Raw genomic sequence first — 25553 nt, 5'->3', positions numbered from 1 at the left:
GGTGAGAGTGCCTGCTAAGGTCCGTCAGCGCGTGCGCTCGCGTGTCACGTTCACGTCGATGTCGCCAAACACGGTCACGCCGCTCGCGCCTTGGGGCTGCTGCTGGCTGGCCGGGTCGCTGGAGCGCGCAGAGCCCGTGGTGGTGCACCCACCCAGCACAGCGGCAACCGCGAGGGCCATCAGCGCGGTGCGGCAGACGCTGCCCGCCATCGACGCGATAGGCACCATGTTCAGCGGCTTCATCATTCGCCGCCCAGGTGGTTGCCCAGAATGCCCGCCAGCTCAAACATGCCCGCGCTGTCCTTGCCGAACACGGCGCGCAGCTTGTCATCGGCCACGATGGTGCGCTTGTCCTTGGGGTCTTGCAGGTTGTGGGCCTTGATGTATTCCCACATCTTCTTGACGGCCTCGGGGCGGGCCACGGGCTCGTTGCCAATCACGGCGGCCAGGGCGGCGCTGGGAGCCTTGCCTGCTGCGGCCTTGCGCGGCGCTTTGGCGGCAGCGGTTTTGGTTGCGGCCTTCTTTGCAGGGGCTTTTTTGGCGGTAGCGCTAGTGGATTTTGCCTTGGCTGCTATTGTTTTTGCAGCGGCTCCTGGGCGGGGTGGGAACTTGCTGGGCGCAAATTCAAAGTTGACCTTGCCCGCCTCCTTGTCCCACGCCAGGTGGGCCTTGAAGTTGCGGCGCGTGCGCATGCTCACGAACTTGTCGAGCAGGTCGGTCTTGCCGGTCTCCAGCAGTTTGTGCATCTGCTCGCGCTCCACGGGCTGCTGCAGGATGATCTTGCCGCTCTTGAAGGTGCAGCTGGGCGTGGGCTGTGCGGCCGTGGGCACGGCCTTGCTGCACACGTAGTTGCTGCCGTGCTCGTGCACTTCCGATCCGCAGATGGGGCAGGCACCCAGCGATGCGTCTTCAAACTCCACCAGCTCGCCCGATTCCTCGGCGTTCTTGTCGTCGCCAAAGTCGAATTCGAGCTTGTAGTTGTGCGCCTCGTCGTCGTACTTGATGACGATCTCAGAGGTGAACGGCCACCCCGCCTTGGAGCGGAAGCCCTCCAGTGGGCCGATCTTTTTGTCGCGTAGCAGCTGCTCGGCCTCGGCCGTTTCAAACGTGCGGCCAGCGGGCGACTTGCCAAAGCTGAAGCCGCAGCCCTCGGCGCCCGGCTTGCCCACGCAGGCATACCTGCGGTAGTTTTCCTTCACCACGCCACCGCAGTTGGGGCAAGGGGATTCGAGTGTGGCGTAGTCGCCGGGAATGGTGTCGCGGTCGTATTCCTTGGCCTTCTTCACCATGCGCTCGGTCATGGCGGCAATCTCTTGCATAAAGGCTTCGCGGCTGAGCTGGCCCTTTTCCATCTGCGAGAGCTTGTACTCCCACTCGCCCGTGAGTTCGGCACGGCAGAGTTCTTCCACCTCCAGCCCGCGCAGCAGCGTCATGAGCTGGAAGGCCTTGGCCGTGGGGATGATCTCGCGGCCTTCGCGCAGCATGTACTTTTCAGTCAGCAGGCCTTCGATGATGGCGGCGCGCGTGGCAGGCGTGCCCAGGCCCTTTTCCTGCATGGCTTCGCGCAGCTCGTCGTCGTCGATCTGCTTGCCGGCGCTCTCCATGGCGCCGAGCAGCGTGGCTTCAGAGTAGCGGGCGGGCGGCTTGGTCTTGAGGCCCTTGGGGTCCACCGCCAGGGTGTTGACGCTTTCGCCGGGCTTCACTGGCACCAGGTTCTGGCCCTTGTCGCCTTCCTTGCCGCCTTCCACTTCGTCGGCCGCTTCCTTGCCGTAGATGGCCAGCCAGCCGGGCTTGACCAGCACCTTGCCTTCGGTCTTGAAGCTGTGGGGCGCCACGGTGCTGATGCGGGTGGTCACCGTGTATTCGGCACTCGGGAAGAACACGGCCATGAAGCGGCGCACGACCAGGTCGTACAGCTTTTGCTCGGCCTCGCTCAGGCCCGAGGGCGCTTGCGTGGTGGGGATGATCGCAAAGTGGTCACTCACCTTGCTGTTGTCAAAGATGCGCTTGGACGGGCGGATGTAGTTGTTGTTCAGCGCAGTGAGCGCGTGAGGTGCCAGGTGGCGCATGCCGCTGTCGGCCAGCATCTCAAACGTTTGCTTGGCCACGGGCAAATAGTCTTCGGGCAGCGCGCGCGAGTCGGTACGGGGGTAGGTCAGGGCTTTGTGGCGTTCGTACAGGCTTTGCGCCAGGGCCAGCGTGGTCTTGGCACTGAAGCCGAACTTGCCGTTGGCCTCGCGCTGCAGGCTGGTCAGGTCGAACAGCAGGGGCGATGCCTGGGTGGTGGGCTTGCTCTCTTCGGTGACGGTGGCCTGCTTGCCGCGCACGGCGTTGGCAATGGCTTGCGCTTCAGCGGCGGACCATACGCGGTCGGCGCGGGCTTCCACGTCCTCGCCTTTTTTCCACTTGGGATCGAACCACTTGGCGGGGTACTCGCCCGCCTGGGCGCCGAAGGTGGCGTGGATTTCCCAGTAGTCGCGGCTGATGAACTTGCGGATCTTTTCCTCGCGCTCCACCACCAGCGACAGCGTGGGCGTCTGCACCCGGCCCACGGTGGTCAAGAAGAAGCCACCATCGCGAGAGTTGAACGCCGTCATGGCGCGCGTGCCGTTGATGCCCACCAGCCAGTCGGCTTCAGAACGGCTGCGGGCCGCACTGGCGAGGCCCGCCATCTGCTGCTCAGAGCGCAGCGCATCAAAGCCGTCGCGGATGGCCTGGGGCGTCATGGACTGCAGCCACAGGCGCTTGACCGGTTTGCCCAGGGGCTTGGCGCCGCCAGCGTATTGCTCGATCAGGCGGAAGATCAGTTCACCCTCGCGGCCCGCGTCACAGGCGTTGATGAGTTCGGTCACGTCCTTGCGCTTGGCCTGCTTGACCACCGCGTTCAGGCGGCTCTTGGTCTTGTCCACGGGCTTCAGGTCAAAGTACGGCGGGATCACGGGCAGGTGCGCAAAGCTCCACTTGCCGCGTTTCACATCGAATTGCTCGGGGGCCTGGATCTCCACCAGGTGGCCCACGGCGCTGGTGACGACATAGCGGTCGTTCTCGAAGTGGTCTTCGTGCTTGTCGAACTTGCCCGCCACGGGGGTCAGTGCGCGCACGATGTCTTGCGCCACCGAGGGTTTTTCTGCAATTACCAGGGTCTTGGTCATTTTTTGGTTTCTCGCCAGTCTGGCTGTCCGGCATCCGGCCGGTCGCTTCTACAATCCGTTGCCTCACGCGTACACGCGCACGCGCATGTGTGCATATTCAAGTTAACAGAGTTTTTGCCATGCCCCGCACCGCACCGCCTGCAACCCCGACCCCTGCGCAGGGGCGTCGCATCCAGACCCGGCGTTCGGGCGTGCACGGCAAGGGCGTTTTTGCCGTGCAGGATATTGCAGAGGGCGAAGTCCTTGTCGAATACACGGGTGAAGTGATCGGCTGGCAGGAAGCACAGGACCGGCACCCGCACGACCCCTTGCAGCCCAACCACACGTTCTACTTCCATGTGGATGAAGACCATGTGATCGATGCAAAGTTCGGCGGTAATTCGTCGCGCTGGATCAACCACAGCTGCAACCCCAACTGCTACGCCGACGAGCGGGACGGCCGCATTTTCATCACCGCGCTGCGCAACATCAAGGCGGGCGAAGAGCTGAACTACGACTACGGCCTGATCATCGAAGAGCGCTACACCCCCAAGCTCAAGGCCGAGTACCCCTGCTGGTGCGGTAGCCCCAACTGCCGGGGCACGCTGCTCGCGCCCAAGCGCGGCTGGGCACCGCCGGTGCCGCTGCCACCGTCCAAGCCGTCTTCTGCCAAGGCCCCCCAGAAGGCCCAGCCGCGGGGCCGCAGCCAGTGAGCGCCACGCCCTCGATCCGCTGGCCTGCCGAGGCCATCTGGGAGGCGGTGTCACCGCTGTTACCGGGCTTTACTGTGGAGGTGCTGCCCACCATCGACTCCACCAACACCGAGCTGATGCGCCGTGCGCGCAACGGCCAGTGCGAGCCCACCCTGCTGGTGGCCGAGCAGCAGACCGCCGGGCGTGGGCGGCTTGGGCGGGTATGGCAAAGCGATGTGGGGGCTTCGCTGATGATGTCCTTGGGCTTGCCGCTGGCGCCCCAGGATTGGTCCGGCCTGTCGCTCGCCGTGGGGGTGAGCGTGGCCGAGAGCCTGCAGCCCGTGCTGCCGCCGCTGGGCGCGAACCAGCCGGCCCGCGTGGGACTCAAGTGGCCCAACGACCTCTGGCTGGGCGGTGCGGCGGGCGACCGCAAGCTGGGCGGCATTCTGGTGGAGACCGCGAGTTTTGTGGCGCCCCAGGCCGTTGCCCCGCAGACGAACACCAGCACCGCGCGCTATGTGGTGGTGGGCATCGGCATCAACGTGCTGCCCCGCAGCCCCGAGGGCATGAGCATGCCCCCCGGTAGCCTGCAGGAGGTGGAGCCGGGCCTGGACGCGCCCACCGCGCTGCAACGCATCGTGCCGCCGCTGGTGGCCATGCTGCAGTCGTTTGCGGGCTATGGCTTTGCGCCCATGCAGCCCCGCTTTGCGGCGCGCGATGTGCTGCAGGGCCGCGCCGTGACGCTGAGCGACGGCCACACGGGCACCGCGCATGGCGTGGGTGATGACGGGGCGCTGCTGGTGCACACGGCGGGTGGCATGCAGGCCATCACCAGTTCCGAAATCAGCGTGCGACCGACAGCGGTGCCACCGGTGTGAGCCCGCTTTTCCTTCCGATGCGAGTGTTCTTGAAAGGCCGCGCCCCATGCTCCGTCTTGCCGTGATCGTGCTGCTCCTGGCCAACGCGGGCTATTACGCGTGGTCACAGGGCCTGCTGCGCCCGTTGGGCTACGCGCCGCAGGAGCAGTCGGAACCCCAGCGCATGAACCAGCAGATCCGGCCCGAGACGCTGCAGATCCTAAAGGTCAACCCCAGCAAGACCTCCTCCGCTGCGCCTCCCGGCACCACGTCCACCCCCACCTCCCCCTCCCAGGCTACCGCCGCCAACGACTCCCCCGCCCCCCCCACCACACCGGCCGCCTCGGCCCCCGCAGACTCTGCGGAGTGCCTGCAGGCCGGCGTGTTTGACGACCGCCAGGCCGAGGCGCTGCGCACAGCGGCTGCCGGGTTGCCCGCCGGCAGCTGGACGCTGGAGCCCACGCCCATCCCAGGCCGCTGGATGGTCTACATGGGGCGGTTTGACGACATCGAAACCCTGGACCGCAAACGCGCCGAGCTGCGCGCCCGCAAGGTGGACCATGACCGCGCCGGGGGCACGCTCGAACTGGGCCTGTCGCTGGGCCGCTTTGCCTCCAAGGAGGCGGCCGAGCGCGAGCTGACCAACCTGGGCAACAAAGGCGTGCGCACGGCGCGCGTGATCCAGGAGCGCGCCGAATCCCCCGGCTTCACGCTGCGCCTGTCCGCCGTGAACGACGCGCTGCGGGCACAGCTGGATGTGCTGCGCACGGCCATGGCGGGCAAGACGCTGCGCACCTGCGGCTGAGCACCTTCATCATGAACGAAGAGCCGACATCCATCCAGTGCGGCGAGCACGGAGAGGCCGCACCCACCTACGTGTGCGGCCACCTGTGCCGCCACCCGGTGCAGCGCTGGTTTTGCGATGCACCCTCGCCAGACACCCCCTACCCGGACGCATGGTGCGCCAGCTGCAACGCCGAGCTGATGCGGCAGGGGGGCGAGTGGACCGAGCACAACACGCAATGCCTGGACCTTCAGATCCTGTGCCACCACTGCTACCAGGACGCCATGGCACGCAGCGTGGAGGCCCTGGACGGTGATGCCGAAGCCGCCTGGATCGATGCGGTGACACAGGGGCACCATGCGCTGCGGGACAAGCAGCGTGCGCTGGAGCAGGACTACGGCATCGCCAGCTTTGAGCGCTGGGATTACGACCAGTCCGCCGGCACTTTGACCTTTTCGGCCGGTGGGGTGCCCCGGGTGGTGGCCGACATCGAGTTCATCGGATCGGTGTCGGAAGCCAGCGGCACCTGGCTGTGGGCCTGGGCCAATTTCCACAACGAAGCCCCGGTGGTGTCGCGCATCGCGGCCGTGCGGGAGTGGGGCGAAGCCCAGGGCTTTCTGCACCTCACAGTGCCGCTGTGGAAGGGCGATGCCATCGATGGCTGGGAGCTGTCGGGCGTGGCCGCGCAGGTGCTGGGCGCCCAGGGGGTGTACCGCGTGCCGATGGAGCGGGGCTTTTTGTACATGGCCCTGATGTCGGTGCAGCGCGTGGCGTGAGCACGGTTGCTGTGCCCACCCGGGTGCAGCGCTATGACAACGGTATGGCGCGCGTCTCGCCCTGCCGCAGGAGCCAGACGCGGTCCAGCGGCAGGCCCCGCTGTGCCAGTGCGGCGGCCAAGTCGCGCGGCGGGTGGTCGAAGGCTTCCTGCGTCAGCATGAACGTGCCCCAGTGCACGCCCATGGCCTGCCTGGCCTCCACATCCAGCATCAGCTGCACGGCGTCTTCCGGGTTCACATGCATGGGTTTCATGAAGTCGCGGGGCAGGTAGGCGCCGATGGGCAGGGCCAGAAAATCCACCGGCCCCAGGCGCTGGCGGATGGCCTTGAAGTCTTCGCTGTAGCCCGTGTCGCCCGGGAACAGAAAGCGCCAGGGCGCAGCCGCCTGCGGGCGCGCCCATTCCAGCAGGTACCCGCCCCACAGCGAGGCATTGGTGTCCCACGGGGTGCGGCGGCTCCAGTGCTGCGACGGCGTGAACACCACGCGCACGCCGGGGGCGATGTCGGCGTGCTCCCACCAGTTCAGCGCGGTGACGGGGCCCATGCCCCGCTGGGTGAACCAGTCGGCCAGCCCCAACGGCACCACAAAGCGGGGCGACTGACCCGCGTTGCGCAGGCGGCGCAAGGTGCCGTAGCACAGGTGGTCGTAGTGGTTGTGCGAGATCAGCACCACATCGATGGGCGGCAGGTCCTCGGGTGCCAGGGGCGCGGGCACCCGGCGCGGGGCGCCGAAGCGGCCCAGGGGGCCCGCAAAATTGCACAGCGTGGGGTCGATCAGCACGTTGAGGCCCGCCACCTGCAGCAGCATGGAGACATGGCCCAGCCAGGTGATCACGGGTGCCTGCTGGCGCTGCGCCAGGCGGGCTGGGTCCACGGGCTGCGTCCACTGACGGGCAAAAGCCTCGTAGCCACCCGCCGGTTCGCTGCGCGGCTTGAAGTCGCCGCGCAGAGAGCGCCAGACCATTTCGTACCAGGGGAAGTTGCCGATCACCACGTCAGGGTGCGTGTTGGCAAAGCGGCGGGGCGGTGAGGTCATGGGGGCTGCGTCCGTGCAAAAAAGATCGGGCCAAGCGACGAGGCCGCATGATGCCGGATGCCCGGTGCGGCGGCGGATTGCCGGCGCATCAACCCTGCGGCGTGCCGGCCTTGTCTTCTGCCACAGGGTCAGCTGCCCGCCACCACGTCCCGCGCCGCAAACCGCACGCTGAAGCGCGCGCCGGGCGGGGTCTGCCCAGGGCGCGCGTCTTCGAGCGTGACCTCGGCATCGTGCTTGCTGGCAATCTCCAGCACGATGGGCAGGCCCAGCCCGGAGCCGTCGGCCTCGCTGCCCAGGGCGCGGTAGAACGGCTGGAACACCAGCTCGCGCTCGGCCTCGGGCACGCCGGGGCCGGAGTCCTCGACCTGCAGCAGCAGCACATGGCCGAAGGTGTCGGCCAGCACGCGGGCGGTGACCACGCCGGGCTTGTCGGGCGTGGAGGGGGTGTAGTTGATGGCGTTGTCCACCAGGTTGCGCACCAGCTCCTTGAGCAGCGTGGGGTTGCCGTCGATCAGCACGCCCGGCGATCCGGGCTCGGCGCCGTCGTAGCCCAGGTCGATGTGCTTGTCGAGCGCGCGGGGCACCGAGTCGCGCACCACCTCGATCACCAGGCGCGCCAGGTCACACGGCTGGCGGGCAATGCCCACGCCGCTGCCCTCGGCCCGCGCCAAGGCCAGCAGCTGGTTGACGGTGTGTGTGGCGCGGATGCTGGAGCGGCCGATCTGCTGCAGCGAGCGCTTGAGTTCTTCGGTGCTGGTGCCTTCGCGCTGGGCCAGGTCGGCCTGCATGCGCAGGCCCGCCAGCGGGGTCTTGAGCTGGTGGGCGGCGTCGGCCAGAAAGCGCTTTTGGGTGGCGAGCGAATCGTTCAGGCGCGTGAGCAAGTCGTTCACGGACGACACCAGCGGCGCCACTTCGAGCGGCACGGTGCGGTCGTCCAGGGGCGAGAGGTCGTCGGGGTTGCGCGCGCGGATGCGCTGCTCCAGCTGGTTGAGCGGCTGGATGCCCCGCGCCAGCGCCAGCCACACCAGCAGCACCGCCAGCGGCAGGATGACGAACTGCGGCAGCATCACGCCCTTGATGATTTCTGTGGCCAGCACGCTGCGCTTTTCGCGCGTCTCGGCCACCTGGACCAGCGCCAACGGCGTGTCTTTCAGCGGCAGGCGCACCCAGATGTAGGCCACGCGGATGTCAATGCCGCGCATCTCGGCATCGCGCAGGCGCACCTCGCCGGACAGGGGCACCTCGTCGCTCGGGGGCTCGGGCAGTTCGCGCTCGCCCGAGAGGAATTCGCCGCCCGGGCCGATGACCTGGTAGTACACGATGTCGGAGTCGTCGGCCCGCAGGATCTCGCTGGCGGGCTGGGGCAGGTTGAACTGGGCCTTGTCGCCCACCACGCTCACCAGTTGGGCGAGGGCGTGGGCGTTGTACTCCAGCGCGCGGTCAAACGGCTTGTTGGCCAGGCCCTGCGCCACCAGCCAGGTCAGCGCCAGGCTCACCGGCCACAGCAGCAGCAGCGGCGTGAGCATCCAGTCGAGGATTTCGCCGAACAGGGAGCGCTGCTCGCGCTGGAAGATCTTCACAGCGCCCGCCGTGGCATTTTTGAAGCCAAAACACCCGATAGCGCTAGATTCATATGCACGAGCAGCTATCGTTTTGATAGTTAACTGGGGATCTTCTCAAGGCAGTAGCCCAGGCCGCGAACGGTGGCAATGCGGATGGGCCCGCCCTCGATCTTCTTGCGCAGGCGGTGGATGTAGACCTCGATGGCGTTGTTGCTCACCTCTTCGCCCCACTCGCACAGGCGCTCCACCAGCTGCTCCTTGCTCACCAGGCGGCCGGCGCGCTGCAGCAGCACCTCCAGCAGGCCCAGCTCGCGGGCGGACAGTTCGATCATCTTGCCGTCGATGGTGGCCACGCGGCCGGCCTGGTCGTACACCAGCGGGCCGTGCTTGATGGCGCTGCTGGTGCCGCCCATGCCCCGGCGCGTGAGGGCGCGCACGCGGGCTTCCAGCTCCTGCAGGCTGAAGGGCTTGGCCATGTAGTCGTCGGCACCAAAGTCCAGGCCCTTCACGCGCTCTTCCACGCTGTCGGCGGCGGTGAGGATCAGCACCGGCAGGGCGGAACCCCGGCCGCGCAGCTTTTTGAGCACTTCCAGCCCATGCATCTTGGGCAGGCCCAGGTCCAGAATGAGCAGGTCGAACTCGTTGTTGGTCATGAGCGCCGCGTCGGCCTCGCTGCCGCTGGCGACATGGTCCACCACGGCGCCCGAGGCACGCAGCGTGCGCAGCAGGCCATCGGCCAGCACCTGGTCGTCTTCGGCAATGAGGATGCGCATGCGGACTGTCTCCTTGGGTGGTGCGGCCCGTGGGCGGGCCTGTGTCGTCATTGTCTGCCTGTGCGAGGATTTTAGGGTGCCCAAAGACGCCGGCTCCTGTTCCGGCGCCTTTGGCTGGCTGCAAGCTGGGGCACGGAAAATGGCGGCCATGCACATCCTGCTCATCGAAGACGACCTGGACCTGGGCCAGGCCCTGCTGCAAGCCCTGCAGCAGGGCGGCTTCACGGTGCAATGGCTGCGCAGCGTGGCCGCCACGCCGCCCCTGCCCGACGCCAACGAGGTCGCCGCCGTGCTGCTGGACCTGACCCTGCCCGACGGCCAGGGCATGGCGCTGCTGCGCCGCTGGCGCCGCGCGGGCCTCAGCCTGCCGGTGATCGTGATCACGGCCCGCACCGCCTTGCAGGACCGGCTTGACGGCCTGGATGGCGGTGCCGACGACTACGTGCTCAAGCCCTTCGACGTGCCCGAGCTGCTGTCGCGCTTGCACGCCGTGTTGCGGCGCAGTGCGCGCCAGGCCAGCGAGGAGTGGACGCTGGGCGCGCTGCGCCTGGCGCCCCAGCGGCACGAGGCCTGGGTGGGCGACGAGCCCCTGGCGCTGTCGCCGCGCGAGTTCCGGCTGCTGGTGGAGCTGGCGCGCGAACCCGGCAAGGTGGTGGCCAAGAACGTGCTTGCCCAGCGTCTCGAACCCCTGGGCGACGCGCTGGACGCCGCCACGCTGGAGGTGCATGTCTCCAACCTGCGCAAGAAGATCGGCGCAGAGCGCGTGGTCACGGTGCGTGGCGTGGGCTACCGGCTGCAGCCATGACACCACCGACCGAAACCCCCGCGCGCCCACGCGGCTGGTGGGGCCCGAGCCTCATGCGCCGCACCCTGCTGGCGCTGCTCGCAGCCATGGCGCTGGTATGGCTGGTGCTGCTGGGCCAGGCGGCCATCACCCACTACCGCGCCATGGACACCAACCCCGGCGTGCGCCAGCTCGCGCAGGGGCTGGCAGGGGCGCTGGCCACGCTGGACCAGCCCGCCGAGGCCCGCGCGCTGGTGCACGGCATGGCCCACACCCTCAACGCCATGCGCGCCGATGTGGATCTGCTGCAGGGCACCTTGGTGCTGCTGCAGCTGCAGGACCGCACAGGCCAGCTGCTGCACAGCAGCACGGCCGGTGTGCACGCGGTGGTGCTGGCGGGCGACGCAGGCCATGCCGCGATGGACGTGGCTGGCACACCCCATTGGGTGGCGTGGGAAAGCACGGGCCCCTGGCGCGTGGTGGTGGCCGAGCCCCGCCTGGCCGATGCGCGGCTGCTGGGCTTCATGGGCGAAGATCTGGCGGCCTCGGTGCTGCTGGCGCTGCCGCTGGTGGGCTTGCCGCTGTGGTTGGCCGTGCGCACGGGGCTGCGCCCGCTGGCGCGGCTGGATGCCCAGATCGCCGCCCGCTCGGCCCACGACCTGCGGCCGCTGCAGCACCTGCCGCCCCAGCGCGAGCTGCACGGCCTGGCCCAGTCGTTCGACCAGCTGCTGGCCCGCCTGCGCGCCCACCTGGCGCGCGAAAAGGCGCTGGTGCATGACGCTGCCCACGAGCTGCGCACGCCCATGGCCGTCATCGCCACCCAGGCCCATGTGCTGGCGCAAGCCCCCGAAGGCCCCGCACGCGCGCAGGCCAGCGAGGCGCTGATGCGCGCCGTGCAGCGCGCCGCGCACCTGAGCGAACAGCTGCTCACGCTGGCGGCACTGGAAGAAGCCCCCGCGCAGCGCCCCACCGCGCCCCAGGACCTGATGGCGCTGCTGCAGGACTGCCTGGCCGAGCGCGCGGACTGGGCCGAGGGCCTGGGCGTGGAGCTGTCGCTCGATGGCCCGGACACGCTGGACCTGCCGTTGGACCGCCAGCTGCTCTGGTCCGCCCTGGGCAATGTGCTGGACAACGCGCTCAAGCACGGCTGTGGCCCGGGCGCGGGGCGCGAGGTGCAGTTGCGGGTGCGGCAGGAGGGCGGCGACGTGGTGGTCTGGATTGCCGATGACGGCCCGGGCATAGCGGCGGGCGAGCAGGACCGGGTGTTCGAGCGCTTCTGGCGCTCGCCCCGCGCGCGCAGCAGCGGATCGGGCCTGGGGCTCACCATTGCGCAGCAGGCCATGGGCCACCTGGGCGGGCAGGTCTGCCTGGGGCCGGGGCTGCACGGACGGGGCGTGGGCTTCACGCTGCGCTGGCCGGTGGCTGGCTGACAACCTGCATCCGCAAGCCTCCATTCCCCACACAGATCTTTGGGTTCGCCCAAGGTTGGCGTTTCAACAATCCCGGCATCTTCTTCACTTCACGAGATGCCATGAACCCTACCCGCCTTGTTACCCCGTCCACGGTGCCCAGCGCCCCCATTCTCTCGCGCCGCCACTGGCTGGCCGCTGCAGGCCTGTCCACGCTGGGCAGTGTGCTCACCGCCTGCGGTGGGGGCGACGACGACGGTCCCCGCGAAGCCCACAAGCGGGTGCAGACTCTGGCCCAAGGGCTGGTGAAGCAAGGCGTGGTGGGCGCAGCAGCCGGGTGGGCAGACCCGCGCCAGGTCCGCACAGCCGTCGCGGGGATGCGCCGCCTGGGGGGCAATGCGCCCCTGGCCACGGGCGACCTGATGGCCATCGGCTCCAACACCAAGGCCATGACGGCCTGCGCGGCCGCGAGCGTGGTGGACCAGGGCCTGCTGCGCTGGGACAGCACGCTGGCCCAGACCTTGCCCGAGCTGGCGCAAAGCGCCCTGCCCGCCTACCAGCAGATCACGCTGCGCGACCTGCTGGACCACCGCGCCGGGGTGATGGGTTTTTCAGCCATAGAAGACGTGGACCTGTTCGTGAATGCAGTGGGCCCCGAGGTGCTGGCGCGCTGGCAGCAACCTGCGCAGGCGGAGGCGTTCTTCCTGCAGTGGCTGCTGCGCCAGCCGCCCGTTCGCGGCACGGGCGCAGACCCTGGCTTTGCCTACTCCAACGCAGGCTATGCGCTGGCGGCCCGCATGCTGCGCGCGGCCACGGGCCTGGGGTGGGCGGATCTGCTGCGCCAGCGCGTGGCCCAGCCCCTGGGCCTGTCGCTCTTTGTGGGAGAGCCGATGCGTGCGGGCAGCCAGCAGTCCGCCGGGCATGAAATCCTGGACGGGCGGCTGCAGCCCCTGCCGCTGGCCGAAGCGCCGGAACGTGTGTGGCTGGAGGTCTTGGACCCGGCAGGCGCCGTGAGCCTGACGGTGGAGGAGGACGCACGGTGGCTGCAGTGGCATCTGCGGGCACTGCGCGGCGACGCCACCCCCTTGCCGCGAAGCTACGTGAAGGGTCTGCAGGACCTGGGGCACGCCCCCGCAGGCCGCTATGGCCTGGGTTGGCTGGTGCATGCGGCGCACGGCACAGGCTGGTTGCTGCACAACGGCCAGGACGCGGGCTTTCAGGCCATGTCGGTGGTCGCACTCGATGGCTCGCGCGCGGGCCTGGCCCACAGCAACATCGCCACGGCAGAGAGCATGGGCCAGCTCTACGACGGTGTCTCCACGCTGGTGGCCTGAGCCCGCCGGGCCCGCGCCGGGTGCTCAGCGCGGGTCGTGCGCCAGCAGCTTGTGTACCAGGGCTTGCAGGTCGGCCTGCAGGCGGGCCATGCCCTCGGGGTGCTGGGCGAGCGTCTGCTCGTCCATGTAGAGCTTGCGGTTGATCTCGACCTGGATGCTGTGGCGGTGCTGCGCGGGGTTGCTGTAGCGGCGCACCAGTTCCACGCCCTTGTAGGGGTGGTTGTATTCGACGCTGTAGCCGCACGCGCGCAGGTGCTCGCAGATCAGCGCCGACAGCGCCGGGCTGGCGGTGGTGCCGTCCCGGTCGCCCACTACGAAGTCGGCATGCTCCAGCCCCGGAAACTCGGTGGCAAAGCGCCCGGCCACAGCGGGCATGGAGTGGCAGTTGAGGTGGATGCTGTAGCCATGGCGCGCGTGGGCGGCATCGATGGCCTGTGCCACGGCGGCGTGGTACGGGCGCCAGCAGCGGTCAATGCGCGCGCGCACCTCGGCCACGGTGAGCTGGCGCTGGTAGATGGGCTCGCCCTGGTCGGTGAACTTCCAGATCAGCCCCTTGCCCAAGCGCACCTTGCTGAGCACCTTGGGGTCGGTGGAAATGGGGTCGGGCCAGTCGCCGTCGAGCAGGCTGGTGTCCAGCTCGGTGGTGTCGCGGTTGGCGTCCAGGTAGATGCGGGGGAAATGGGCCTCGACCCAGGCCACGCCGAGCGCGGGGGCAAAGGCGTAGATCTTCTCGACGTGCGTGTCTTCGGCCCGGCGCAGCGTGGCCAGGTCGAGGGCGGAGCCAAAGTCGTCGGGGTATTGGGTGCCGCTGTGGGGAGAGTCGAGTACCAGCGGGGTGCTGCCGGGCACCGCAGTGACGGTGGCGGTGGAGGGTTGGGTGGCAAGCCCCGGGGAGCCGGTGACGCCGGGCTGGGCTTGCTGGAAGCGGTGGTGGATCAGTTTCAAAGCTGCATGCATAGGCAGAGTGTGCGCAAAGGAGGGCGGCCGGCCTAGCCGCCCAGACCGGGATGTGACTATGGTTATCCCTGAGACCTTGAGCAGGCCCGGGAAGCAGGCTTGCCTGCGTCGTCTCACCATCCCAGCTGTGGCCGTCCCCGGGGCTCAGGGCCCGGGGGAAGTCAGGTCAGTCGAGCACCACCTTGGCGTAGGCGGCAACCCCCTTCATTTTCTCGATCTCGTGGGCGATCTGCGCGGTGAACTCTTTGGACGTTGTGCCCGATGGGTACAGGCCCTGCCCCGCCAGACGCTCCCGCACAGTGGGTTCCTTCAGGGCCTGGGCCACAGCCTGCTGAATGCGGTCCACCACGGCGGTGGGTGTGCCCGTGGGGGCGACCAGGCCAAACCACGAGGGTTCGTTGGCCTGCTTGTAGCCCAGCGCGGCGTAGGTGGGCACGTCGGGCAGCACGTCCAGCCGCACGGGCCAGGACACGGCCAGCGCCCTGAGCTTGCCCGCCTTGATGTACGGCAGCGATGAGGCCACCTGGTCAAAGTAAACCCCTACCTGGCCCGCCAGCACATCGTTGATGGCGGGGCCCGCGCCCCGGTAGGCGATGTGGACCATGGAGGTGCCCGATGCGCGCTTGAACAGCTCGCCCCACATGTGGCCGATGGTGCCATTGCCGGGGGTGGCGTACGACACCTTGCCGGGGTTGGCCTTGAGGTATTTCACCAGCTCGGCGAGGTCCTTGACGGGCAGTACCGTCGGATTCACCACGATCACGCCAGGCGCCTTGACGATCTCGGTCACGCCCACAAAGTCCTTGGTGGGGTCGTACGGCAGCTTGCTGTAGACGGCGGGGTTCACGCCATGGGTGGACAGCGTGGCCACCCCCAGGGTGAGGCCGTCCGCCGGAGCCCGCGCCACTTCGGCCATGCCGATGGAGCCACCTGCGCCGCCCCGGTTTTCCAGCACCACGGGCTGTTTGAGGATGCGCGCCAGCGGCTCTTGCAGGCTACGGGCCGTGATGTCGGTCGCTCCGCCCGGGGGGAAGGGCACGATGATGCGCAGGGGCTTGCCCTCTTGCGCCAAGGATATTCCAGGAAAGAAAGATACAGCGGCCAGCGCTGAGAGCATATGACGGCGTTGCATGGAGGATTCTCCTGTTGGGGAGCCTTAAGGTTACGAAGGCTGCTCCCAATCAACAAGCAATGGTTGGGCCTGATAACATTCCATATTGGAATGTTCAAGCGCTGAGCCCATGTCCTCCCTCCGCCGGTTGTCGCCCCCTTTGCACCTGTTGCGCGCGTTCTCTATGGTCACGCGATTTGGCAGCGTCTCCCGCGCGGCCGACGCCCTGCACCTCACCCAAAGCGCGGTCAGCAAGCAGGTCAAGGAGCTGGAGGGCTGGGTGGGCGTGCCGCTGTTCGAGCGCAGCCGCAAGCGCCTGGCGCTGACCCCCGCCGGCGAGCGCTACGAAAAAGCCGTGCGCGGCGTGCTGGCGCAGCTGGAGGCGGCCACGCTGGAGCTGATCACCAGCGACGACGGCGGCGGCGCGCTGCACCTGTCCAGCCTGCCCACGTTCGCGGCCAAGTGGCTCATTCCGCGCCTGCCCCAGTTCCAGCAGCAGCACCCGCAAATCACGCTGCACTTTGTGCCCTATGTGCACAGCTACGACTTCACCCGCCCCGAGCTGGACTGCGCCATCCTGTTCGGCGACGGCCACTGGCCCGGCGCGCACGCCCACCACATCACAGGCAACGAGGTGGCGCTGATCGCGCCCCGCACCAAGGTGGCCGACTGGCCCATCCACACCCCACGCGATCTGGCCCGCTACACCCTGCTGCGCCATGTGACCGTGCCTGAGGCGTGGTTGCGCTGGAGCGAGACGCACGGGGTGGAGGGCCTCATCGACCCGCTGGCCGGGCCGCAGTTTGACCAGTTCCAGACCATGATCCGCGCCGTGATGGCAGGCATGGGTCTCGCGCTGGTGCCGCGCTGCCTGGTGCAGGACGAAATCACGGCGGGCCTGGTGCGCGAGCCCATGCCCGGCGCCGACCTGCGCGGCGGCTACCGCAGCGATGTGGGCTACTGGTTCTGCTACCCCGAAGGCCGCACGCAGCTGCACGCGCTGCAGTGCTTCAAGGAATGGTTGCTGGCGTGCGCTGAGCCTGTGGGGGCATAGAACCAGTTCTTAGACGCCCGTATCGCCGCCCGCATAGGCCTCCAGCCCGATCGCCACCACGGTGGCCACATCTTGGCCCACCTCGGCGCGGAACTCCGCCTCGGCCTGCGCCACTGCATCCCGGAACGCTTGCAGCCACGCCAGGCCGGTGGGCGTGAAGCACACGCGGCGCGCCCGCGCATCCAGCGGGTCTGCCTGCCGTGTGACCAGCCCCCAGGCCTCGCACTGGTCCACCAGGTTGGCCATGGCCTGCTTGGTCATGCCCGCGCGCTGGGCCAGGTCGGTCAGCCGGTCGCCCTGCAAGGCAAGGTGGCGCGTGATGTGCACATGGGCGGCCGTCACCTGGTCGCGCGCCGCGAGGTTGGACAGCGCCAGCGGCACCTCCACGTTGTGCGCCATGAGCTGCAGCACCCGCGCGTCGAAGCGGCGCAATGCACTGCCCATCAGGCGGCCCAGGTGGGTTTGGCGCCAGCGGTCATCAGCTCCCGGGGCGGATGGGGTGGAGACGGCGGCAGGAGAAAAATCGGCCATGCGATATTGTCAGGCAAACTGACTAAAAATCGCTTTATCTGGATTTCATTGCTCGCATAAACTACTGTTCAAGCATCCAGCCTGTGATTAACTGCAGAGCGATGCAAGCATCCAACCTATTGTTTTTCAAGGAGTTTCTCATGGACGTCGCAGTCAAAGGCACCAACCCCGCATTGCCCGTGAACACCGAAAAGGCCAAGGCCCTGGCCGCCGCGCTCGCCCAGATCGAGAAGCAATTTGGCAAGGGCACGATCATGCGCCTGGGTGAAGGCGAGGTGATCGAGGACATCCAGGTGGTCTCCACCGGCTCCCTGGGCCTGGACATTGCCCTGGGCGTGGGCGGCCTGCCGCGCGGCCGTGTGGTCGAGATCTACGGACCGGAATCGTCGGGCAAGACCACGCTCACGCTGCAGGTGGTGGCCGAGATGCAAAAGCAGGGCGGCACCTGCGCGTTTGTCGATGCCGAGCACGCCCTCGACGTGCAATATGCCCAGAAGCTGGGCGTGCAGCTGTCCGACCTGCTCATCAGCCAGCCCGACACGGGTGAACAAGCCCTGGAAATCGTGGACAGCCTGGTGCGTTCCGGTGCCGTGGACCTGATCATCGTGGACTCGGTGGCAGCCCTCACACCCAAGGCCGAAATCGAAGGCGAGATGGGCGATGCCCTGCCAGGCCTGCAGGCCCGCCTGATGAGCCAGGCGCTGCGCAAGCTGACCGCCACGATCAAGAAGACCAACTGCATGGTCATCTTCATCAACCAGATCCGCATGAAGATCGGCGTGATGTTCGGCTCGCCCGAAACGACGACCGGCGGTAACGCGCTCAAGTTCTATGCCTCCGTGCGCCTCGATATCCGTCGCACCGGCACCATCAAGAAGGGCGACGAAGCCATCGGCAACGAGACCAAGGTGAAGGTGGTGAAGAACAAGGTAAGCCCGCCCTTCAAGACGGCCGAGTTCGACATCCTGTTTGGCGAAGGCATCAGCCGCGAAGGCGAGATCATCGACATGGGCGTGAACGCCAAGGTCATCGAAAAGAGCGGCGCCTGGTACGCCTACAACGGCGAGAAGATCGGTCAGGGCCGTGACAACGCCCGCGAGTTTTTGCGTGAAAACCCCGACCTGGCCCGCGAGATCGAGAACAAGGTGCGCGAAGGGCTGGGCATTGCGCTGCTGCCTGGCGCACTGCAGGCTCCAGCAGCGGCTGCCGACGAGTGATTGACGGTTTTTGAAGCCAAATGGCCTGCAGGCGCACATTCCATATGCGCCTGCAGCTATTGAAAATATAGCGTTTGGTCAGCCATGGGATTCATTGCGCTCTCGCTCAAAGGCCGTGCACTGCGGCTGCTGAGCCAGCGCGAACATTCGCGGGCCGAGCTGCAGCGCAAGCTCAGCCCCCATGTGCAAGAGGGCGAAGACCTGGAGGCCGTGCTGGACGACCTGCAGGCCCGGGACTTCATCAGCGAGGCGCGGGTCGTGGAGTCGGTGCTGAACCGGCGCGCCGGTCGCCTGGGTGCATCGCGCATCCGGCAAGAGCTGCAATCCAAAGGGCTGGGCGCAGAGGCCGTGCAGCAGGCCGTGGCCCAGCTGCAGGGCAGCGAACTGGAGCGTGCCCGCGAGGTGTGGCGCCGCAAGTTTGGCGAGCCCGCCGCAGACCCGCAAACCCGTGCCAAGCACGTGCGCTTCTTGCTGGCGCGGGGATTTTCAGGCGATGTGGTGCGGCGCGCCGTGCAGGGCGCCGACGATTCCGACGAGGGGTGAGCGCACTGCTGACCCGTGGGGCCTTTTCCTCATCTTCTCAAGGACTCGGGTGCGCTTACACACCCAGCATCAATTGCAGGTTCTGCACGGCGGCACCGCTGGCGCCCTTGCCCAGGTTGTCCAGGCGCGCAATGACCACGGCTTGCCGGTATTGTTCGTTGGCAAACACGCGCAACTCCAGCTTGTTGGTGTCGGTCAGCGTGTCGGCCGCCAGCTTCAAATCATCGGTGGGCGGCAGCACGCTCACCCATTGTTCGGGCGTGTTGGTGCGGCTGTAGTGGGCAGCCAGCGCGTCGTGCAGGTCGCTGGCCTTGGGGGCTTGGGGCAGCAGGTCCAGGTGCAGCGGCAACTGCACCAACATGCCCTGGCGGAAGTTGCCCACGGCGGGGATGAACACCGGGCGGCGTGTGAGCCCGGTGTAGCGCAGGATCTCGGGGATGTGCTTGTGCGACAGGCCCAGCGCATACGCTTCATAAGGCGCTGCCGTACCTGCCTCGTACGCTTCGATCATCGTGCGGCCACCGCCGGAGTAGCCCGACACCGAGGGCAGGCTCAAGGGGTAGTCCGCAGGGATCAGGCCCGCATCGACCAGCGGGCGCAAGATGGCAATGGCCCCCGTGGCGTAGCAGCCGGGGTTGGAGACGCGGCTGGCTTCGCGCACTGCTTGCGCCTGCGATGCGGCGAGTTCTGGAAACCCGTACACCCAGCCATCGGCCGTGCGGTGCGCGGTGCTGGCATCAATCACCTTGACTTGTCGGCCCGAGCTGCGTTCGATCTCGTCCACCATGGCCACGGTGTCACGCGCGGCGTCGTCGTGCAGGCACAGCACCACCAGATCCACCCCCGCGATCAGGTCGCGCTTGGCGGCAGGATCTTTGCGCAGCTCGGGCGCAATGCTGACCAGCTCGATCTGCGGCATGGCCTGCAGACGCTCGCGGATCTGCAGGCCTGTGGTGCCGGCTTCGCCATCAATAAAGACTTTGGACATGGAGGTGCTCCTGCAAAAAGGGGACGGCAGCGTCTGCCGACAAAAGGGATGGGAAAGGCTGCGACGCCAACCCTGGATGTAAGCCAGGCACAAGGATGGTGCGTTGCAGCATGATACAGTCGCGGGTTGCCATGTCCCAAGCCCGCGGCCAGACAACTGTTCATGGTAAACGGGTAACTACCACCCTTCCCTGAGAGAGACCTCATGAAGATTCACGAATACCAAGGCAAGGAAATCTTGCGCAATTTTGGTGTGCCCGTTCCGCGTGGCATTCCCGCATTCACGGTGCAAGAAGCCGTGGAAGCAGCCCAGAAGCTCGGCGGCCCCGTGTGGGTGGTCAAGGCCCAGATCCACGCCGGTGGCCGTGGCAAGGGCGGCGGCGTGAAGGTTGCCAAGACCATTGACGACGTGAAGGCTCGCGCCAGCGAAATCCTGGGCATGCAACTGGTCACGCACCAGACCGGCCCTGAAGGCCAGAAGGTCCGCCGCCTGTACATCGAAGACGGCGCCGACATCAAGAACGAACTGTACGTTTCGCTGGTCACCGACCGCGCCACGCAGAAGGTCGCCCTGATCGCTTCGAGCGAAGGCGGCATGGACATCGAAGAGGTGGCCCACTCCACGCCCGAGAAGATCGTCACCGAGATGATCGACCCGCTGGTCGGCATCACCGAAGCGCAAAGCCGCAAGGTCGCTGCTGCCATCGGCCTGACCGGCGCTTCCATCGACCAGGCTGTGGACATCTTCGCCAAGATCTACAAGTGCTACATGGACACCGATGCGTCGCTGGTGGAAATCAACCCGCTGAACTGCGACTCCAAGGGCAACCTGATGGCCCTGGACGCGAAGTTCAACTTTGACGCCAACGCCCTGTTCCGCCACCCCGAAATCGTGGCCTTCCGCGATCTGGACGAAGAAGACCCTGCCGAGGTCGAAGCCTCCAAGTTCGACCTGGCATACATCAGCCTGGACGGCAACATCGGCTGCCTGGTGAACGGTGCGGGCCTGGCCATGGCCACCATGGACACCATCAAGCTGTTCGGCGGCGAGCCAGCCAACTTCCTGGACGTGGGCGGCGGTGCTACCCCCGAGAAGGTCACCGAAGCCTTCAAGATCATGCTCAAGAACCCCAAGGTCAAGGGCATTCTGGTCAACATCTTCGGCGGCATCATGAAGTGCGACACGATCGCCACCGGCGTGATCACCGCTTGCAAGGCTGTGAACCTGAACGTGCCGCTGGTCGTGCGCATGAAGGGCACGAACGAAGAGCTGGGCAAGAAGATGCTGGCCGAGTCCGGCCTGCCCATCATCGCTGCAGACACCATGGCCGAAGCTGCGACCAAGATCGTTGCTGCCGTCAAGTAAGCCCGGAGAACACACATGTCGATCTACATCAACAAAGACACCAAGGTCATCACCCAGGGCATCACGGGCAAGACTGGCCAGTTCCACACCGAAAAGTGCCAGGAATACGCGAACGGCAAGAACGCTTTCGTGGCGGGCGTGAACCCCAAGAAGGCGGGCGAGTCAATCTTCAACATCCCAATCTACGCCTCCGTCAAGGAAGCTGCCCAGCAGACCGGCGCCACCGTGTCGGTGATCTACGTGCCTCCAGCAGGCGCCGCTGATGCCATCTGGGAAGCCGTCGAAGCCGACCTGGACCTGGCCATCTGCATCACCGAAGGCATTCCGGTCAAGGACATGCTGATGGTGCGCAACAAGATGAAGGCCAAGGAAGCTGCCGGCGGCAAGAAGACGCTGCTGCTGGGCCCCAACTGCCCTGGCCTGATCACGCCTGACGAAATCAAGATCGGCATCATGCCCGGTCACATCCACCGCAAGGGCCGTATCGGCGTGGTGTCCCGCTCGGGCACGCTGACGTACGAAGCCGTGGCCATGTTGACCGAAGTCGGCCTGGGCCAATCGAGCGCCGTGGGCATCGGTGGCGACCCCATCAACGGCCTGAAGCACATCGACGTGATGAAGGCTTTCAACGACGATCCAGACACCGACGCCGTGATCATGATCGGCGAAATCGGCGGTCCTGACGAAGCCGAAGCCGCCCAATGGTGCAAGGCCAACATGAAGAAGCCCGTGGTCGGTTTCATCGCCGGCGTGACGGCCCCTCCCGGCAAGCGCATGGGCCACGCTGGCGCGCTGATCTCCGGCGGTGCGGACACGGCCGACGCCAAGCTCGCCATCATGGAAGAGTCGGGCTTCGTCATCACGCGCAACCCGTCTGAACTGGGCAAGCTGCTCAAGGCCCAGCTGAAGTAAGTTGCCTGGCCCCGTCGCGACCGTAAGCACAATTACGGACGCGGCGCTCGGCACAGACCGCTAGACTGGCGGCTCCAACAAAAAGAGAAGCGCTCGGAACCCCGGTTCCGGGCGCTTCTTGCATTCATAACAGTGGAGTCAGTCATGGAGTTTCTGCAAAGCGCCGATTTCTGGATCGGCCTGGTGAAGATCGTCTGGATCAACATCATTCTTTCGGGCGATAACGCGGTGGTCATCGCGCTGGCCGCCCGGTCCCTTCCCCCCCATCAGCAAAAGAAAGCCGTGTTCTGGGGCTCTGGCGCTGCCGTGGTACTGCGGATTTTGCTGACCGTTGTCGCTGCCAAGCTGCTGGAGCTGTCGTTTCTGCAGATCGTGGGCGGCTGCCTGTTGCTGTGGATTGGCTTTCAGCTGCTCAGCGATGACGAGGAGGAAGAGGGCGAGTCCAAGACCTATGGCAGCCTGATGGCCGCCGTTCGCACCATTCTCATTGCCGACCTTGTAATGAGCCTCGACAACGTGATCGCCGTGGCCGCTGCGGCACAGGGCAATGTGGTGCTGCTGGTGCTGGGCTTGGCCATCAGCATTCCGCTGGTCATCTTTGGTAGCACCCTCATGATCAAGCTCATGGAGCGTTTCCCCATCATCGTGGTGCTGGGGGCTGCCCTGATTGGTTGGGTGGGTGGTGAAACCATCGCCAGCGATGCCATCTTGCACGACTATGCGGTGGCGCATCCCGCACTGCACTATGTGGCGGCCGCACTCGGCGCAGCGCTGGTCGTGGGCGTCGGCAAGTTCTGGCGCAAGGGGTCGAACAGCGCCTCCGCCACTTGACGGCTGGAGCTGCGGCCGGGGCTTGCGCGCAGGCCTCGGCCGTTGCGTCAGATACAAAGTGTGACAAAAATGGCACGGCAGTCACTTCCTATGGAAAGGCTGCGTGACAAGAACGGCACCTGGCGCTGCCCCGGGGAGCGATTCGCCGCCCATCCCCTTGTCTCTGCTGTCCCGACTGCCTGTGTTTGCCTGGGCGCGGTTATTGCTTGAAATCCACCCAATACTGAGTGGAAAAGCAGCAAGTGGGACGAAAAACCTCGGCGCGGCGGATGGGTGGATGGCGTACCGATGGCTTGTGGGGCGGATTGGTGGCATTGGCTGTTGCAGGCCTGTGCGCAGTGACGGGCGCATCGCTCACGCTTGAACACAAGCTCTACGACGCGGCCATCCGCACTTCGTCACCCGCCCCGCTGGCCGACGTGGTGATTGTGGGCATTGACGATGCCAGCTTGGCAGCACTGGGCCCGTGGCCCTGGTCGCGCGATATCCATGCCCGCTTGATTGATCGCCTGTCCGCAGCCGGTGCCCAAACCGTTGTTTACACCCCCGCGTTCATGCAGCCCCAGAGTGACAGGGGGTTGGCCTATCTGCGCAAAATCCGCGACACCCTGTCAGCTTCGACAGAAACAATCTCGCTGACAGCCGAACTGGGCCGCGTGGTGGGAGAGGCAGAAGCCGCGCTGGACGGAGATGCGCTTTTGGCGGCGTCTATCCAGCGGGCGGGCAATGTGTTTCTGGCCTCGCGGTATGAAAATGTGGGTGCTGCTGCCCCTCTGCCCGCGTACGTGCGCCGCAGCACGGCACCCGACCCGGGTGCGGTTGCAATCACACTGCAATCCGCGCAGCACCCCATCCCGTCGCTGGGAACGGTGGCTGCGGGAGTGGGGCATGTGTACGCAGAGCCCGACAACGACGGCCGCGTGCGCCAGATTCCCCTGCTGCTTCGCTACGACAGCGTCGGGGTGCCGTCCTTGGCGTTGCTGGCGGTACAACACAGCCTGCACCTGGGCCTGGATGACCTTCGTGCGCTGGATGCGTCGGAGGGCTTGCGCCTGGGCGGGTTGAATATTCCCACCAATGCAGGAGTCATGCTGCGCCCTCGCTGGCAGGTGTCTGGTGACGGTGCAGGTACATTCCCAACGCTCTCAGCTGCAAATGTGCTCGACGGAACGGCTCCCGCCGGCAGCCTCAAGGGCAAGATCGTGCTGGTGGGCGAAATGACAGATGCGCCGGGCGCTGCCGCAGTCAGGGTGGGAGCGCGTCTCGGCCATCCCGTGGAGGTGCTTGCGCAAGCCGTGTCGTCCATGCGCCTCGGATTGGGGGTAGTCGAACCAGGCTGGGCCATGCCGGTCACTGGGCTTGCGTTAGCGCTGGCGCTGTTCTATGTGGTGCTGGTAGCGCCCCGTTTGGCGCGCCCCTTGTTGGTGGCGGGTGGGGGCGGGCTCGTGCTTGCGGGTGTTGTCACAGAGTGGACGCTTCTGCGTTACGGAGGCTTGTGGCTTTCGTTGCTGTTGCCCGTTCTGGCCGTACTGACCGGTACCACCGTCGTGGCACTTTTGCACCGGGGGCAGCGCAGCGTAACTTCCGCGCGCTCTGCCGAAGCCGCCGAAGCCGACCGCATGATGGGCTTGGCTCTACAAGGCCAAGGGCAGCTGGACATGGCCTTTGAGCGCTTGCGCAAGGTGCCTGCCAGCGGCGCGCTTCTGGACAATCTCTACCATCTGGCGGAGGACTTCGAGCGCAAGCGCCACTTCGGCAAGGCGCAGGCGGTATACGAACATATCCTGCGCCACGACCGGCACTACAAGGACGCTCGCAGCCGCTACAAGCGTGCCAAGGTACAGGCCCAAGGGGGGGCGCAAGCTTCTTTAGGCGCTGCAGACGCTTCTTTGCCAGGCGCCTCCGCCGGAACACCCCGCCTGCCCGGTGACGCGAGCGTGGGCGTGCCCATGCTGGGGCGCTACCAGATTGACCGCGAAATTGGCAAAGGTGCCATGGGGGTGGTGTATCTGGGGCGTGATCCCAAGATCGGCCGCGTCGTGGCCATCAAGACGCTGGCCTTGGGACAGGAGTTTGAAGGCGATGCCTTGATTGATGCGCGCGCGCGGTTTTTCCGCGAAGCCGAAACTGCGGGGCGATTGCAGCATCCGAACATCGTCACCATTTTTGATGCCGGCGAGGAGCATGACTTGGCCTACATCGCCATGGAGTTCCTCAAAGGCCAGGACCTGACCCATGCTTGCGGCCAGGACCGGTTGCTGCCAGTCCCCATCGTGCTCTCCATTGCGGCCAGGGTGGCCGATGCGCTGGACTATGCCCATGCCCACAACGTGGTGCACCGCGATATCAAGCCGGCCAACATCATGTTTGACAGCGGCACCGACGCGGTGAAGGTGACGGACTTCGGCATTGCGCGCATCACGGATTCGAGCAAGACCCGCACGGGGCTCGTTCTAGGGACCCCCAGCTTCATGTCCCCGGAGCAATTGGCCGGAAAGAAGGTCGACGGGCGTTCGGATCTTTATTCGCTGGGTATCACCCTCTTCCAGTTGCTGACGGGAACGCTGCCGCTGCGGGGTGCGTCCATGACCGAGCTGATGCACAAGATTGCGAGCGTGGAGGCTCCCGATGTGCGGCAGCTGCGCCCTGAACTTTCAGCGGCTGTGGCCAAGGTGGTGGCGCTGTCCTTGCAAAAGCGCCCGGAGGCACGCTATCAGACCGGGCGGCAGTTTGCGGCGGACCTGCGGCAGGCCTTGGCGGGCGACGCGCAATCCAGCCCTGAGGCAGTCGTCTATGATGCGGACCGCGATGCAACAGGGCAAGAAATGGCGGATTTTCAGGAAACCGTGATGGAGCCCCCCGCCGTGCGGGGTGCGGCAGCCCCGCCGATTTCGGGCGCCCCATGA

23 protein-coding genes are annotated in these 25553 nt (G+C 66.6%); 14 read left to right on the top strand and 9 right to left on the bottom strand.

Features of this window, described 5'->3' with window-relative positions; all coding sequences use genetic code 11:
- Window positions 1-24: 24 nt before the first annotated feature.
- On the bottom strand, window positions 25-246 hold the full coding sequence (locus tag ACOYR4_RS22615; protein WP_422848140.1) for a hypothetical protein: 222 nt from the start codon (window positions 244-246) through the stop codon (window positions 25-27).
- Window positions 243-3152, bottom strand: a complete 2910-nt coding sequence (locus tag ACOYR4_RS22610; RefSeq protein ID WP_422848139.1) for a DNA topoisomerase III — start codon at window positions 3150-3152, stop codon at window positions 243-245. Before ACOYR4_RS22610 ends, ACOYR4_RS22615 begins: the two co-directional genes overlap by 4 nt.
- 119 nt (window positions 3153-3271) lie before the next feature.
- Here ACOYR4_RS22610 and ACOYR4_RS22605 point away from each other — a divergent pair, with 119 nt between their 5' ends.
- From ACOYR4_RS22605 to ACOYR4_RS22590, 4 genes are read left to right on the top strand one after another with little or no spacing between them, the layout of a single operon-like run.
- Window positions 3272-3844 (top strand): SET domain-containing protein, encoded by a 573-nt coding sequence (locus ACOYR4_RS22605; RefSeq protein WP_422848138.1) that lies wholly within the window; start codon window positions 3272-3274, stop codon window positions 3842-3844.
- Window positions 3841-4701: a biotin--[acetyl-CoA-carboxylase] ligase gene (locus ACOYR4_RS22600; protein WP_422848137.1), complete on the top strand. Its 861-nt coding sequence runs from the start codon at window positions 3841-3843 to the stop codon at window positions 4699-4701. Before ACOYR4_RS22605 ends, ACOYR4_RS22600 begins: the two co-directional genes overlap by 4 nt.
- Window positions 4702-4747: 46 nt before the next feature.
- The gene (locus tag ACOYR4_RS22595; RefSeq protein ID WP_422848136.1) at window positions 4748-5485 is read left to right on the top strand and encodes an SPOR domain-containing protein; all 738 of its coding nucleotides are present in this window, start codon (window positions 4748-4750) and stop codon (window positions 5483-5485) included.
- An 11-nt stretch (window positions 5486-5496) separates the two neighbouring features.
- Window positions 5497-6240, top strand: coding sequence for a DUF6882 domain-containing protein (locus tag ACOYR4_RS22590; RefSeq protein ID WP_422848135.1), 744 nt, complete (start codon window positions 5497-5499; stop codon window positions 6238-6240).
- 31 nt (window positions 6241-6271) lie between these two features.
- On the opposite strand, the gene ACOYR4_RS22585 is transcribed toward ACOYR4_RS22590, so the two are convergent.
- From ACOYR4_RS22585 to ACOYR4_RS22575, 3 genes are all read right to left on the bottom strand, one after another.
- Window positions 6272-7276, bottom strand: a complete 1005-nt coding sequence (locus tag ACOYR4_RS22585; protein WP_422848134.1) for an MBL fold metallo-hydrolase — start codon at window positions 7274-7276, stop codon at window positions 6272-6274.
- Window positions 7277-7404: 128 nt separating this feature from the next.
- Complete coding sequence (locus tag ACOYR4_RS22580; protein ID WP_422848133.1) at window positions 7405-8856, bottom strand: sensor histidine kinase N-terminal domain-containing protein; 1452 nt, start codon at window positions 8854-8856, stop codon at window positions 7405-7407.
- Between the two features lie 80 nt (window positions 8857-8936).
- On the bottom strand, window positions 8937-9611 hold the full coding sequence (locus tag ACOYR4_RS22575) for a response regulator (protein WP_015016303.1): 675 nt from the start codon (window positions 9609-9611) through the stop codon (window positions 8937-8939).
- A gap of 148 nt (window positions 9612-9759) precedes the next feature.
- Between ACOYR4_RS22575 and ACOYR4_RS22570 the strand changes: the two genes are divergently transcribed.
- The 3 genes from ACOYR4_RS22570 to ACOYR4_RS22560 all read left to right on the top strand — a co-directional run bounded on the left by ACOYR4_RS22570 (window position 9760) and on the right by ACOYR4_RS22560 (window position 13138).
- Window positions 9760-10416, top strand: a complete 657-nt coding sequence (locus ACOYR4_RS22570; RefSeq protein WP_422848132.1) for a response regulator — start codon at window positions 9760-9762, stop codon at window positions 10414-10416.
- Window positions 10413-11825, top strand: coding sequence for a sensor histidine kinase (locus ACOYR4_RS22565; protein ID WP_422848131.1), 1413 nt, complete (start codon window positions 10413-10415; stop codon window positions 11823-11825). Before ACOYR4_RS22570 ends, ACOYR4_RS22565 begins: the two co-directional genes overlap by 4 nt.
- 101 nt (window positions 11826-11926) lie before the next feature.
- Window positions 11927-13138 (top strand): serine hydrolase domain-containing protein, encoded by a 1212-nt coding sequence (locus ACOYR4_RS22560; protein ID WP_422848130.1) that lies wholly within the window; start codon window positions 11927-11929, stop codon window positions 13136-13138.
- 24 nt (window positions 13139-13162) lie between these two features.
- Here the strand turns inward: ACOYR4_RS22560 and ACOYR4_RS22555 are convergent, their stop codons facing one another.
- Together ACOYR4_RS22555 and ACOYR4_RS22550 are read right to left on the bottom strand one after the other, a co-directional pair.
- Entirely contained in the window at window positions 13163-14095 is a 933-nt protein-coding gene (locus tag ACOYR4_RS22555) for an N-formylglutamate amidohydrolase (protein WP_422848129.1), read from the bottom strand.
- 166 nt (window positions 14096-14261) lie between these two features.
- Complete coding sequence (locus ACOYR4_RS22550) at window positions 14262-15227, bottom strand: Bug family tripartite tricarboxylate transporter substrate binding protein (protein WP_422848128.1); 966 nt, start codon at window positions 15225-15227, stop codon at window positions 14262-14264.
- A gap of 109 nt (window positions 15228-15336) precedes the next feature.
- Here ACOYR4_RS22550 and ACOYR4_RS22545 point away from each other — a divergent pair, with 109 nt between their 5' ends.
- The gene (locus ACOYR4_RS22545; protein ID WP_422848127.1) at window positions 15337-16260 is read left to right on the top strand and encodes a LysR substrate-binding domain-containing protein; all 924 of its coding nucleotides are present in this window, start codon (window positions 15337-15339) and stop codon (window positions 16258-16260) included.
- Between the two features lie 9 nt (window positions 16261-16269).
- Here ACOYR4_RS22545 and ACOYR4_RS22540 read toward each other — a convergent pair whose 3' ends face one another.
- Window positions 16270-16791: a MarR family winged helix-turn-helix transcriptional regulator gene (locus ACOYR4_RS22540; protein ID WP_422848126.1), complete on the bottom strand. Its 522-nt coding sequence runs from the start codon at window positions 16789-16791 to the stop codon at window positions 16270-16272.
- 140 nt (window positions 16792-16931) lie between these two features.
- Here ACOYR4_RS22540 and recA point away from each other — a divergent pair, with 140 nt between their 5' ends.
- Together recA and recX are read left to right on the top strand one after the other, a co-directional pair.
- Entirely contained in the window at window positions 16932-18008 is a 1077-nt protein-coding gene (gene recA, locus ACOYR4_RS22535; RefSeq protein WP_015016298.1) for a recombinase RecA, read from the top strand.
- Between the two features lie 84 nt (window positions 18009-18092).
- On the top strand, window positions 18093-18551 hold the full coding sequence (recX, locus tag ACOYR4_RS22530; RefSeq protein ID WP_209816809.1) for a recombination regulator RecX: 459 nt from the start codon (window positions 18093-18095) through the stop codon (window positions 18549-18551).
- 55 nt (window positions 18552-18606) lie between these two features.
- On the opposite strand, the gene argC is transcribed toward recX, so the two are convergent.
- On the bottom strand, window positions 18607-19539 hold the full coding sequence (gene argC / locus ACOYR4_RS22525; RefSeq protein ID WP_422848125.1) for an N-acetyl-gamma-glutamyl-phosphate reductase: 933 nt from the start codon (window positions 19537-19539) through the stop codon (window positions 18607-18609).
- A 204-nt stretch (window positions 19540-19743) separates the two neighbouring features.
- Here argC and sucC point away from each other — a divergent pair, with 204 nt between their 5' ends.
- The 4 genes from sucC to ACOYR4_RS22505 all read left to right on the top strand — a co-directional run bounded on the left by sucC (window position 19744) and on the right by ACOYR4_RS22505 (window position 25553).
- Window positions 19744-20904, top strand: coding sequence for an ADP-forming succinate--CoA ligase subunit beta (gene sucC, locus ACOYR4_RS22520; protein WP_209816811.1), 1161 nt, complete (start codon window positions 19744-19746; stop codon window positions 20902-20904).
- A 15-nt stretch (window positions 20905-20919) separates the two neighbouring features.
- Window positions 20920-21816, top strand: a complete 897-nt coding sequence (gene sucD / locus ACOYR4_RS22515; RefSeq protein WP_015016294.1) for a succinate--CoA ligase subunit alpha — start codon at window positions 20920-20922, stop codon at window positions 21814-21816.
- Between the two features lie 144 nt (window positions 21817-21960).
- Window positions 21961-22647 (top strand): TerC family protein, encoded by a 687-nt coding sequence (locus ACOYR4_RS22510; RefSeq protein ID WP_015016293.1) that lies wholly within the window; start codon window positions 21961-21963, stop codon window positions 22645-22647.
- A gap of 269 nt (window positions 22648-22916) precedes the next feature.
- A complete protein-coding gene (locus ACOYR4_RS22505) occupies window positions 22917-25553 on the top strand; it encodes a CHASE2 domain-containing serine/threonine-protein kinase (protein WP_422848124.1) in 2637 nt (878 codons plus the stop codon).

This window comes from Acidovorax sp. M14, assembly GCF_049331375.1.
Taxonomy (GTDB): Bacteria; Pseudomonadota; Gammaproteobacteria; order Burkholderiales; family Burkholderiaceae_C; genus Acidovorax.
Note: the sequence above shows the minus strand (reverse complement) of the source record. Positions and strands in the feature narration are given on the sequence as shown.